Source organism: Trichocoleus sp. ST-U1 (assembly GCF_039961835.1).
Classification (GTDB): Bacteria; Cyanobacteriota; Cyanobacteriia; order Cyanobacteriales; family FACHB-T130; genus FACHB-T130.
The window spans coordinates 1-12,250 of record NZ_JAMPJZ010000039.1 but is presented as its reverse complement, the minus strand read 5'-3'; the positions used below and the strand labels follow the sequence as shown (position 1 = coordinate 12,250).

General features: G+C 46.5%; 7 protein-coding genes and 1 pseudogene. 1 reads left to right on the top strand and 7 read right to left on the bottom strand.

Going from position 1 to position 12,250, the window contains the following annotated elements:
• Positions 1 to 71: 71 nt before the first annotated feature.
• The 7 genes from NDA06_RS15130 to htpG all read right to left on the bottom strand — a co-directional run bounded on the left by NDA06_RS15130 (position 72) and on the right by htpG (position 11,246).
• A complete protein-coding gene (locus NDA06_RS15130; protein WP_190986887.1) occupies positions 72 to 608 on the bottom strand; it encodes a prepilin-type N-terminal cleavage/methylation domain-containing protein in 537 nt (178 codons plus the stop codon).
• Between the two features lie 330 nt (positions 609 to 938).
• Positions 939 to 1,499 carry a prepilin-type N-terminal cleavage/methylation domain-containing protein gene (locus tag NDA06_RS15125; protein WP_190533463.1) on the bottom strand — a complete coding sequence of 187 codons (561 nt, stop codon included), beginning with the start codon at positions 1,497 to 1,499 and terminating at the stop codon, positions 939 to 941.
• A gap of 39 nt (positions 1,500 to 1,538) precedes the next feature.
• Positions 1,539 to 2,573: a hormogonium polysaccharide secretion pseudopilin HpsC gene (gene hpsC, locus NDA06_RS15120; protein WP_190986886.1), complete on the bottom strand. Its 1,035-nt coding sequence runs from the start codon at positions 2,571 to 2,573 to the stop codon at positions 1,539 to 1,541.
• Positions 2,574 to 2,627: 54 nt separating this feature from the next.
• Positions 2,628 to 3,296, bottom strand: coding sequence for a hormogonium polysaccharide secretion pseudopilin HpsB (gene hpsB, locus NDA06_RS15115; RefSeq protein ID WP_190986885.1), 669 nt, complete (start codon positions 3,294 to 3,296; stop codon positions 2,628 to 2,630).
• A gap of 71 nt (positions 3,297 to 3,367) precedes the next feature.
• The gene (hpsA, locus tag NDA06_RS15110) at positions 3,368 to 8,293 is read right to left on the bottom strand and encodes a hormogonium polysaccharide biosynthesis protein HpsA (protein ID WP_190986884.1); all 4,926 of its coding nucleotides are present in this window, start codon (positions 8,291 to 8,293) and stop codon (positions 3,368 to 3,370) included.
• A 609-nt stretch (positions 8,294 to 8,902) separates the two neighbouring features.
• Positions 8,903 to 9,139, bottom strand: coding sequence for a 50S ribosomal protein L28 (gene rpmB / locus NDA06_RS15105; protein WP_190410643.1), 237 nt, complete (start codon positions 9,137 to 9,139; stop codon positions 8,903 to 8,905).
• Positions 9,140 to 9,233: 94 nt separating this feature from the next.
• The gene (htpG, locus tag NDA06_RS15100) at positions 9,234 to 11,246 is read right to left on the bottom strand and encodes a molecular chaperone HtpG (protein ID WP_190533469.1); all 2,013 of its coding nucleotides are present in this window, start codon (positions 11,244 to 11,246) and stop codon (positions 9,234 to 9,236) included.
• Positions 11,247 to 11,442: 196 nt separating this feature from the next.
• Between htpG and NDA06_RS15095 the strand changes: the two are divergent.
• Positions 11,443 to 12,050, top strand: a pseudogene (locus NDA06_RS15095) (IS1 family transposase); the annotation flags it as partial.
• Between the last annotated feature and the right edge of the window lie 200 nt (positions 12,051 to 12,250).

The following is a 12,250-nucleotide window of genomic DNA, read 5'->3' as shown; positions in this document are numbered from 1 at the left end:
ACAACCGTTCTGGGAACAAGAATCTCGATGCGATCGCATTCCCTACTACCGAGCGATAATTGCGATCGCATTCACACTTTGCAACCTTTATCTTGCTCTTTTCGCATCGCTCCCAAAAGGGTGGAAACAAATACACAGCGTTTGATTTCCCCACCATTCTTAATGTTCAGCGTTACCCTTGCCAGATATAAGTTCTCTTGCGGATTCATAATTACGCAACCTCTATAGTCAAACCGAACTCGGCGCGGACTACCTAAGGACTGTGAAGCTAAGGTGGTATTAGGAGCGTCTATTTGAATACTTTGCTCAAAATTCTGCCATTGTCCGGGGCTGGGGTTAATACCGGCACGGTGAACTGCCCACTGAACAACTTCATTTTGTTCTTGAAAGCTAGCTTCCCAAGAAACTTTGTCGCGCTTAGCGTTGCTTTGGGCTTCTCGCATCGCTCGGTAAACTTGGTCTTGGGCGACTCTGAGACGTTGGGCATTGAGAAATCCCACCCAACTGGGGGCGGCGATCGCGCTTAAAATCCCTATTATTAAAATTACTACTAAACTCTCTATCAGCGTGAACCCGCCGCTGGAGCAATTAGATAACTTTTTACGCATTAGCTAGATACTAAAAAGACACACCCAATTTCTCAAGTTTCCTTGTTTGATGTGTCTTTTGAGTTCCGTATCTTCGCTGATTTTTGCAATTGACTATTGGTTTTAGCCAGTATTTTTTCCAATAGCGATCGCGCCCAAAATTCTAATTATTAAATTTATGACTCAACTTCTATCCAAATCAGCCCACCGCTGGAGCAATTTAACAGCTTCTTAGGCATGAGCTATAGCTAGATACAGAAAAGATGCATGTAATCTCTCAAGGTTCATCTTTGGATACGTCTTTTGCAATCCTAATATTCACCAATTTTTAAGAGCCAGTTAATCTGTTAACTAATTACATTCAGCAGCATCTTTTCCAGTTTGAATTGAACCTAAAAGAGTTGTCACTTTGATGCAGCGCTTGACAGTCGTGTTCGGTAGAGATGTTGTGACTTTATACGGAAGAGTTTGGCTAGGGTTTTGGTTGACGATGCCTTGGTAATCAAACGTGAATGTGTTTGCACTAGGAGTAACTTCAACTTGACCGGGCTTGATGTCTTGATTCTCTGCTAAAGTCCTCCATTGAGGGTCAGTAGAAGCAGGAGCAGTAGTACCAGGATAAACAACAACTTTTGGTCGTTGACCAGCGGGAGTTTGAAAGCTCACACTGTAGCTAAGTTTTGTCCTTTTAGCTTCTCGTTGGGCTTCTCGGAGGGCATTTAAGGCTGCATCATTAACGGCATTGACTCGTTGCCGATTGGTAAAAGCAAGCCAACCAGGAGCGGCGATCGCGCTTAATACTCCGATGATTATAATTACTACCAGCAACTCGATCATGGTGAATCCAGCAGCAGATTGATAGCGCGATCGCTTCCATATCTGTAATTTTTTTAACACATCTAAATTTCCCATATTTTTTTACCCTATTTAATGGCTTTTTACTTGTTGGGGTTATTTACTATATAGAAAACCACGCCCCTTCACCTGGATGCTTGCGCTTGGATAATAAATTGACCTGTTAGAAGAGTAAGGAAGAGGCTCATCAGAAGGATTAATCGTTCGCGCCAAAGCATTCCCTCTGATAAACACTTGGGTTGAAAGCTGGCTTGGATCGGAATTTATGCAAGCATAGAAGCCACCCGTTAAAGTAGTCGGAACCTGTTGTGGATTCGGGGTTGTTCCTGATGGATTCGGACAACTAGGTGTTAGACCAACTGTACTTTTATCAATATAATCGACCAATACTTGAATTTTAGGGCTGTTTGCAGTGTAAGCGCCTGAGTTCGTCCACGAGTTCATTGCCAAGTTAAGACTACTTGCTGCTTTTAGGTCAAACATTTTAAAACCCGGCTTTGGCGGTGTAATGTAAACAGCCGGATTATTAGGATTTCTGACTTCATCGCTAATTTCAAATCTACCAATTCGAGCAGCTTTAGACCAAGTATTGCTAGGGGTAATATCTCTGATTAGGTAATAGCCAACAAGTGAATAAACGCTGCCATCGTTACAGTTATCAACTGTATTTGGGGGTGGTGGGCAGGTAGCTCCGGTAATAGTTGGTATGGCTTTTGGTTTTGCCGACCGCTTCCATAAGACAAGAATCGGTACGCACTCAGTCGTTGCCGGATTGCAACCCACTTCTGTAGAACCTGTAGCAAAAGGTGGAATTTGATTTTTAATGCCAGAAGTAGCTGGGTTGGTCGTTGAATTATTTTTCAAGCCATCGTTATCGTAAACATAGACTGCTTGTGCTAAATCTTGTGAAATGTAATCAAGGGCGTCTTTAATCTCTTGCTCTGAAGCAGACTTTGCTTGTTCTTTGCGATCGTTATCTAGAATGTTAACCATAAACCCTAACAAAGGCGCAATGACCAAAGCAGCCAGGATTATAGCTACTAGAAGTTCGATGAGGGTAAAGCCGCTATTCTTCTGAGCCAGAGGGGAACGTTTGAGCTGACTGGTTAACAGAAATTTCAGTTGATTCATGATGCTAGAGTTTTCCCTTTATTCACAAGTATTTAGCAACCTAAGCTAACAGTGCTAGGAGCAACTAGAACTAGGATTACTAGGGTTGTTAACTTTAATGCGATCGCACAACGTTTTCAGCGAAGTGTCACTGCCAGCAATCTCTGTCGTTGTTTCAAACAGTGGGGCTTTGCGATCGCCTAGCCCCCCACTATAAGTTGATTGCGTGACTTTGTCTGGATTATTCTTCTTCAAAGAGCCGGGAAAATCAGGGCTAAAAGCATCTGCCCGGTAAACTCGCACCCCTAGGCGGTAGCCTTCTTTACCATCAGTAGATGTAGTAGCTGTGCGAAAACCTTGAACTACCAAATCGCTAAGACTATTCGGGCTACAGCCTACTGTCTCATCGAGATTTATACAGTAGGTACTAGCTGGCGACGAGCAGTAAGTTGCATTCGCAGTGCACGTCAAACTTCCTGAAGGAGCATCAGGATTAAAGCTAGCAGATGTAGGCGTGGGAGCGGTAATTGCTCCTGAGCGAAGACCATCAATGTATGCCCTTGCCGCATCCGTTCCCCTTTCCACCCGCTTTGCCTGAACCCGTGTTGCTACTGAGAGAACGATTACGGGTGTTAACCCCACCATCAAAATAGTCACGACGATAATTGCCAGCAAGGACTCAATGATTGTGAAACCGCCCTGACTAGACTGGGATATCGGTTGCTGTTGTTTGGGTTTTATCATGGCTATATCTGACCTGAACTATTTGGGTTTTGCTAGATTCGGTAGAATTTCTTGCTTACGGTTTGCCGAAATCAACCGCCTGTCTTGGCTGTACAGAAAGTACCGGGCGGGCGTTGGTCAATGTCGATGGCGAAGTTAGCAGGATTTGCCAATTCTTTAGCACACAGTAACGTTTTCATCCACTCGTCATCCCTGCCCACTTCCCGATAGAATTCGTTTGGCGAGCCAGGCGACTCTCTGGTGAACTGTTGGGAGAACCTGTCAGGCAACTGAGACAGCAACGCTACATCAAAACCCCAGTACCGGAAAGGTTCTACATAGAAGGCTGTGCCACCTCCACTGCTACCAATGGTATTGATTTCACTGCTGTACAACTTTGTGTACCCAAAAGGACTAGAAGGCAGCGTTGAACTTTGAGCACCTTGGAACGGGGCTGTTGCCTGGGCACTGTGCTTAAACTGGATGAATGAACCGCTGATTCGGGCAGGAACCTGATACCAGTTCTCCATGAATCGCACAAAGTTTTGCAAACCTCCATTGGATTCACTTTTTAAACCGTTGAGCGGGCTATCTCCTCCCGCAACCACCAGATTGAAAGTCGTATCAATACTAGGTCTGTGCAGCCAGAGCGTCTTGTCTTTAATGTATGCAGGACTAGCCGTATCAGGATTTGCACCTGCTGTTTGATTCGGGAGATGAAATTGCAATACAGGCACTAAGAGCGGATGTGCGCTCGGGATTAACGCCGGATCGTTGGCAGCGAATGGTACAGTGTTTTGGGTTCGGTAAAACAGCGGCTTAGTGTCACTGTAACTCCAATCACCAGGGGTAGCGCTGCTGGGATCTGTAGTGTTAGAGGTTGTTCGATACAACAGAGCATTGGGTTGCGTCCGAGGCCGGATGCTGCTAAAAGTGCTGTACGGATAAGCTGTAACTTTTCCATTGCTATCAATTCCTAAAGGCACTGGTTTACCAGCATTTAGCACCAGCAAATTGCTAGTATCCCGTTGGAAAGCAACCCTGCGGGGATAGCGTCGCTCCGCTGTTTTTTCTTCTGGCGATATCGTACTATCGCCGTTAGCATCGTAACCTGGAGCAGGTAGAGCGGTAGTGCCCGACAAAAGTTGGCCCACATCCTTACCGATCAAGCTTGCATCTTTGGCACTCAAGTTAAGATTTACTGGTGTACCTGTACCAATCACCCAGTCGGCTGGTCCACATTCGGAAACAGGCAGTTTCCGGCAGATTTCCATGACATACTCTGAGAACTGCCCTCGTCGTTGAATGGGCGTGATGAAGTTGTTGAAGTAAGAACTGGGGACGTAATTACTGGAAGGAGTGTTGCTGATGTAGTCAGCATCTGTAGGCGTTTTGATGCCGCCAACATCAACACTGATGCCACTGCTAAGACCGTTGGTGACAAAGTTGTTGTTCCAGAAGCCCCGCTCTTTCCGCTGAGTTATCGAAGCTAAGTCTCCCTGGTTGTTTCTCAGGTCATAGTCTCCCTCATTGCGGAAACCAAATCTGAAACTGTCAGAAAGGAGAGTGACGGAATCTGCAAGCACTGTTGCGGGTCGCCAGAAGTCACCACCTGTACAGCTAAGCCCTGGCTGTCCATTGCGGCAGGCAAAGTTGTATTCAGGAGTTGCACGATTATAGAAAGCGTCCTCGTCATAGGTAGGATTCGTTGCCAGTTGTTCCTGAAACTCTTCTAGGCGTGTTCCCCCTGATGTTTGGTGCAGGTTAAAGCCTTGAACATCAGCTTTGACATAAGCTGGCAAGTTAGTGGCTAAAATTAGACCCTTTTCTGCCCCTGCAGGAGTGACCAAAGTGTAGGCATTAGTGGGAGTCGCGGCTCCACGAGCTAGGATGCTACCGTTGACTAACATAATCCCGCTAGGTCGTCGGGTAGGGTCAAGCTTAAAGTCAACAGGGCTTTTGCTCTTCCGCGCTGACATTTTTTGGGCTTCGGTACCCGTTGTAGGTACAGGTTCGCTCAGATCCAGCAGAGCGTCTTCACGAGTGGCATAGATAATGCCGCTGTCTGGCAGTAAATACTCTTTTGAGGGAGTATTTGTTGCTGCGGTACCGATTTCAGTTTGTCGCAGCTTATTTAAATCCAATGCCGTGACGCGAATCTCTAGAGGCTGACGCTCTTCAATGCCGAGGTCATAATTCCCGGTCAGCGTAGATACATTGGTGGGATTGATGGCTCTAAAGGTTGCTAAACCGCCAGCAGCATCGTCAGCCGGATTATTATCTCGATCAATTGCTTTAATCTCTCTGGCGTCCAAAAAAGTTGTTTCGTAGATGCTGCCATCGGGGATGACGGTGGCATTACGAGTCAGAGTTCCGTCAGCAATTTTTAAAGCACAAATGGTGGAATCAATAGTAGATTGCTGTGCGAGGGTGAGAGCTGCTGCACCATTAGCAGCTAGGCTTGTCAGCGCATTGCGGAGTGGCTCATTCACAAACCGCCCGTTGGGGAAGATCAGGTTGGCTTGATAGTAGAGCCGATCCAAGATAGAAACGCTAATATTTGCTGGATTCTCAGCTCCCGCTCCTGGCAATGCTGGTGCTGTATAGGGAAATAAACCAGTAGTACCGTTTGGCGGTGCTGAAGTAGTAGGCAATGCAGCTGCGACTGGTGCTGCATCGTAGCTGATGCCGTTGTTAGATCTGCCTCTGATAGTGCCAGTAACGCCTGGTGGTCCAGCAAAAGGTGTTGCCAAAGTAGATTGGTTCCTAGCTGTTACGCTAGTGCTGGGGTCGTAGTAGCTGCTGACACAGGCAATTGGCGTTTGACGCTGTGTAAGGGTGTTAGCAGAGCTGCCTTTATAGTGATAAACTGCCGTAGCTCGCATCACTAAATCCCCTCTTCTATCACCGCTAGGGATAGGAAGGGCAGGAATACCCTCTTGTTGTGTGTCTTCCCACATTGGCATGGAGTCTGGCCAGACAGGTGTAAACAGTGACTCGTTTACAGTAGCGGTTGAGGGTACATCGGGAACAGTTGGTGGCGTTGGTAGGAAGGACGCGCTAGCATTGGCAGGTGTTATTCCGTTATCTGGACCGACGTGATAACCTGTGTAAACTCCAGCACCCGTGACGACTCGAAGACCCCCTACTGCCTCAAGTGGTTGGTTAGGGGCTAGAGCAGCTTGTTGTTCCCAGAAGCCATCCCGATCTGTATTCCCTAAATCTGATAAAGGAAATACTTGGGTGGTGCGGTAGCGTGCTTTCTTACTGGAGTCAAGGAAATAATTCCAGTCTGCATTAGGTTTAACTGGTTGCTGTCCTTTCTCACCCTGAAACTTGTTTGCTGTGCTGTCCCACCACTGAGCAGGTAGACCATTGCCAACAAGGATGCGATCGCCAACGAATTTTTCCCCAACTTTACCTTTTTGCTGTTCTGTTGGTTCTGTTGCTGGTGGCTGATTCGTCACCAGTGTCAGACCATTATTACTCGCTCCACTTGTTGGATTGGCTGGATGTACCCATTCATCCGGTGGTCGCAGCGTGTCCCCTGTTCCAAGATAAGTTTTAGCGCCATCACCCGTAGTATCTTCTGCATAAGGAACGCGACGCATACGCTCTGTGAAGTAATTCTCTAGCGCGCTTAGGCGAACCTCTTGTTGTTTTTCTGCCGAGGCAGTCGTTGGAATTTGCTTTTTAACATCATCTGGATCGCTGCTCGTTGCTGGATCGTAAGTCGGATTCGCAGATGTCCATTTTTGGACTAAAACATTTATTCGATTAGCATACGCTTGGCTGTTATAAGCTGCTTGATTGGGCGTGTTACTGACCGTATTAGTCGTCGTTGTTAAGTCTTGACGAGCGGCACTGTTTGCCTGGTATCGATCCACCTTTACTGCGCTAACACTAGCGCCATTTGTACTCCCAACCAGCAAATTACCGCCAACGGTAATTTTCCCGTTTTCCTCTTGATAGAAACAAGATTCGAGGCTACTGACCTGGTAGTACTCAACATCTCCACTAGCCGCTTTGCCAGTTATCAAGTTACTGTTGGTCTGGATGCGTCCATTTATTTTGAGTCCCGAACCTGGAGTAATCTCTAAGTCATCTTCATACACAACAGCATTGTTATTCAGGGGAATCTGCGCCCGGTCTTGCTGGTACTCTATAGCAGAAAATCCTTTGTTGCTACCTGGCGGAAAAATCTGAGGGTTAGTCGGCTTATTAGTGTTAGTGGTAAATGGAACAGTTGCCGCAAAGACATAGAAGCTTTTCTTCAAAAGAGACCCAGTTTTATACCAACCCGTGCCTCCCACCAAACCAGCGAAGCTACCTTGTGCTGCTGCACAAGCCGGATTGGCGGCACTGTCATCCATCGGCGCAGTTCGCGCCTCGATAGGAGTTCTTTTGGGTCTTACACTCGGATTGGGAGTCCTGAAGTAAATGCCGTAGAGGGTATAGCTATCAAATCGCCCATCGTTATCGGTATCAACCGGAAATCTCCAAGCATTGGTTGTACTTTCGTTACTATCTAATGGGAGGTTGATTGCCTTTTCAATAGTGTTGTTGCCATTAATGTCATATTGAACAAGCAGCTGCGTCTCATCGCCCAAAGTATACTTATTAAGGTTCCCAAAAATTACCTGATTTAAGGCAAAATCTGTTGGCGTTGACCGTGGCAGTGTCGGATCTTCAAGTAAAGCCGCTATCTTTGCCTTGGCTCGATCAAGCGCTGGGGTAGCCGCTGCCAGCACTGCCTGATTCACCCTCACGTTACTGGCATTTTTGGAACGATCGAACGACCGGAACACCATCGCTGTCGTCAGCAAGATGACAACTAGGATTACCATTGTCACCGTTGGCAAGATAAATCCAGACTTGGCAGGCTTTGAGCCTCGACCGATAACCATTAAGCTCCGCAAAAGCCAGTTCATGAGCGTTTTGGTAATAGCTCTTCCTAGCTGCATCATTTGCCGGAAAAGATTCTGGATAGCTTTAACTAACTTGTTGCGGGATGACATGGCTGCTTTCCTGTCAAAGGTGAGAGATGGGTGGAATGAAGAGTTTAAAACTTAAAAAATTAAGAACTGGCGTCGAAAGGGATCAGAAAAGGCTAATCGCCTAAAATTTCGCTTTTTATGAGGTGAGGGGAAGCTTCATCAAAAATTTATAGTTCGACATTTCTCCTCTGTCTTAACAACCCAATTTCTGGCGGGCAACCGGGAAACTACGCACTCAGATGTTTAACGGCTGTTTAATGGCTTGTTAAATTTTTCAGTACCTTTCCGGAGTAGAAATGTCGGTTCCGTATTCTGGCATAAAGGCTAGATGTGCGCTTCCCCCAAGGGATAGATTTAAGAGTCTCTATAAACCATCTTTGCAAACATAGCGTTTAGCTTCAACACAACTTAACAAAAAATCGGGGTAGATTTACTGTAGTTAAGATACCCAGATGTTGTGCAAAACCTATCACCTCTAGTAAAAAAATAAAGAAACTGCCCAACACGCACCATGAAGTGGGGTATCAGGCAGCACATAAATAACAAAGTGTAGAGACATCGCAGGCAACGTGCTCTACTAGAAGCCATAAGCACTCAGGGATTCTCTAGAGGCTGTACTAATAGTGTGTACTAATAGTGATTCAGGTTAATTCCCGCTTCTTTAGCCATCGTTTGCAGACCCTTTAGCTCTAGAGTCTTGATTGCCTTCGTAGAAAGCCTTAGCTTCACCCAGCGATTCCCTTGAGGCCACCAAACTCGCTTCCATTGCAGATTTGCTTCCTGTAGCTTTTTGGTACGCCGGTGAGAGTGAGAAACTGCATAGGCATTATTCGCCTTTTTGCCGGTCAGCTGACATTTGCGCGACATAGTCTAGTCTCCAGATTTTCGGTCGTTATTTAGATATAGCTTTTAGATTGTACCCAAGCTATTGCTTAGGTGGGCAGTGCCCACCCATACTCGCCTAGCGTGCTGTCAGACGAGTTAGCACTTGATTCGAGCGTTCCACAAAGGATTTCATCCCTTCAGCGTCAAATCCTTTCTGAGCCATTAATGCCAAATCATAGATATGCTGGCACATCAGATTAGCTAAATCGCCGGTGGGTGATTGACCCTCACCTTGGATAATACTGCCTTGGCTTAACTGAACTAGATTTTGAATCAGCGGGTGCGCGGTATTTACCACTAAGGTGTGTTCTTCAGGAAATTCAACGTTTTGCTGCTGCATCAATGCGTTCATCTCCCGCAGACGCCGCAGAACTTCTGGCAAGAGTACCATTGCTGGTGGGGTTCCCTGAGGATCATCTGACTTGAGCGCCTCGGTGCGGATGTTCAGTTTGGGCTTGTTGAGGGCTTTCTGAAATAACTCTTTGATCTGTTCTGAGCGAGTTTTGTTAGTTTTGGGGTCAACAATTTCTCCTGCTTTATCCTGGTCAAGCAGGGTTTGGTCGAGGTCAGAGTCTACGCGGGAGAACTTAACATTCGGATGTTCATGCTCTAGGAAGCTGATGAAGTGAGAGTCTATGAAGGAGTCCATAAACAGGACTTCTAGACCTTGGTTTTTGTGTAGTCCTACGTAGGTCGCCTGGGAGACTTCATCGGTGCAGTAAAAAACTCGATTTTCGTGGCGGTCTTTATTCCGTTCCAGGTACTCTTTAAGGGTGGTGTAGTTAGTGGTGAGGGCTTCGGACTGAGGGCTGAGAGGTGAAGAAGCCGAGGTTTGACTTGGGGTCACTTCTTGCCAGACATCGCCCTCTTGAGATTGCACTTCAACAGATGGGATATCGGGTTGGGGAGTTTCTGGAGTTGCTGGTGTAAGGTTGGCAGTGGTGCGATAAATCAGGATGTCTTCAACTTGTTTTTTGAATTTGTCGTCGTTGAGGGAGCCGAATTTGACGAAAGTGCCTACGTCTTGCCAGCAGCGGATATATTCGCCGCGATTTTCGCGGTAAAGTTCTTTCAAGCGATCGCCTACTTTCTTAGCAATGTAATCGGCAATTCTCCGCACTGTCCGGTCGTTGGTCAAGGAACTGCGCGAGACATTCAGGGGGATGTCAGTGCTATCAATGACGCCTCGCAGCGGCAGCAGGAACTTGGGGATGACTTCTTCGCAGTGGTCGCTGACAAATACTTGATTACAGAACAGCTTAATTTGCCCTTTGGTGGTGTCCACATCCGGCTTGAGCTTCGGGAAGTAAAGAATCCCATTCAGGATGAAGGGATAGTCAGTGTTAAGATGCACCCACAGCAGCGGCTCTTCTTGGAAAGGGTAGAGGTAGCGGTAGAATTCTAGATAATCTTCTTTGGTCAGGTTTTGGGGCGATTCCTTCCAAGGTGCCTTTTGCCGGTTAATTGTCTCCCCGTCCAGTTGGATAGCTACTGGCATGAAGTCGCAGTAAGTTTTTACCAACTGCCGAATCCGCATTGCTTCCAGGTATTCCACTTCCTCATCCTGAAGCGTGAGGGTGATGGTGGTGCCGCGTTCAGTTTTTGGTGAGTCTTCTAACTGAAAGACGGGTGAACCATCGCAAGACCAATGAACTGCTTGCGCTCCTTGCTGGTAAGAGAGGGTATCAATCTCGACTTTTTGGGCCACCATGAAGGAGGAGTAGAAGCCAAGACCGAAGTGACCAATAATCTGTTGATCTGCGTTGGCTTTGTACTTTTGGATAAATTCTTCGGCGCTAGAGAAGGCAACTTGGTTGATGTATTTCTTGACCTCCTCTGCCGTCATGCCGATACCGTTATCCGAGATGGAGAGGGTTTTTTTGTCTTTGTCAATTGCGATTTTGATTTCTGGTGCGCCCAGTTCGCCGGTGAATTCGCCTGCGAAGGAAACCATCTTGAGTTTCTGGATGGCATCCACAGCGTTTGAAACTAGTTCCCGCAAGAATATCTCGTGGTCTGTGTAGAGAGATTTCTTGATAATCGGGAAAATATTCTCGGTATGAATCGTGATTGTGCCTTGTTCCAGCATAGTTAGGGATCTCTAATTCGCTTGCTTCGAGTATCTTAAGTATTGATTGTGAGCGATCGCTGTTCGTTCTGAGTAGAGGGCAGACTACTTAAACCTATGGAATTCCCACCCATCGAGATGCGGATTTCCCTACTTTCCAGTTTATTAAGGGAAATTGGGCGTTGCATAATGGAGGGATGAATTAGGGTGGGTTTTGATGCAATGCCCAGACTGTCAATCTACTCACATCCGTAAGAACGGCAAGAGAAGGGGTAAGCTTTCATTACATCTGTGCCAGTTGTCGCCGTCAGTTCGTTGATAGCTACACCGTGGCTCAAGGATACAGTGACGACATCAAGCAGCAATGCTTACGGATGTATGTCAATGGTATGGGCTTTCGAGCTATTGAACGAGTGACAGGCGTTCACCATACAACTGTAATTCACTGGGTCAAACAGGTTGGAGAACACCTGCCTGATGCCTATGAGCCAGAAGTGGTTCCACAAGTCGGTGAACTCGATGAACTCGAAACATTTGTTGGGGCAAAAAAAACAAAATTTGGCTGTGGACAGCAGTAGACCACTTTAGAGCAGGCATTTTAGGTTGGGTATTAGGCGATGTAGTGCAAAGACGTTTGAACCTTTGTGGGCAATCGTTGGAGCATGGCAATGTTATTTCTATGTCACTGATGGTTGGAGTGTTTATCCGGGATTTATTCCATCGGGAGATCAGATTGTGAGCAAAACCTACATGACACGAGTCGAAGGTGAGAATACACGTTTGAGGCACTATCTAGCACGATTACATCGCAAAACATTGTGCTATTGGGGCTTAGACATTTTCTGGCTCCTGAAGGGGCTGAAAAGCTTTCAGGACAAGGGAAAGAGGTCAACAACATAAAAACGCCTGAAACCCTAGTGAATACTAGATTTATGCCCATTTGAGCTGAAAGCATTTCTCTATCTCGATTTGAAGCCATTTTTGCCTCAGTTTTTGTCTAAGTCCCGTTCCAAATCCGAAGCAAT

Excerpts from the sequence above, each read along its gene's own strand:
- NDA06_RS15130 (WP_190986887.1), bottom strand. The coding sequence starts at position 608 with ATGCGTAAAAAGTTATCTAATTGCTCCAGCGGCGGGTTCACGCTGATA.
- NDA06_RS15125 (WP_190533463.1), bottom strand. The coding sequence starts at position 1,499 with ATGGGAAATTTAGATGTGTTAAAAAAATTACAGATATGGAAGCGATCG.
- hpsC (WP_190986886.1), bottom strand. The coding sequence starts at position 2,573 with ATGAATCAACTGAAATTTCTGTTAACCAGTCAGCTCAAACGTTCCCCT.
- hpsB (WP_190986885.1), bottom strand. The coding sequence starts at position 3,296 with ATGATAAAACCCAAACAACAGCAACCGATATCCCAGTCTAGTCAGGGC.
- hpsA (WP_190986884.1), bottom strand. The coding sequence starts at position 8,293 with ATGTCATCCCGCAACAAGTTAGTTAAAGCTATCCAGAATCTTTTCCGG.
- rpmB (WP_190410643.1), bottom strand. The coding sequence starts at position 9,139 with ATGTCGCGCAAATGTCAGCTGACCGGCAAAAAGGCGAATAATGCCTAT.
- htpG (WP_190533469.1), bottom strand. The coding sequence starts at position 11,246 with ATGCTGGAACAAGGCACAATCACGATTCATACCGAGAATATTTTCCCG.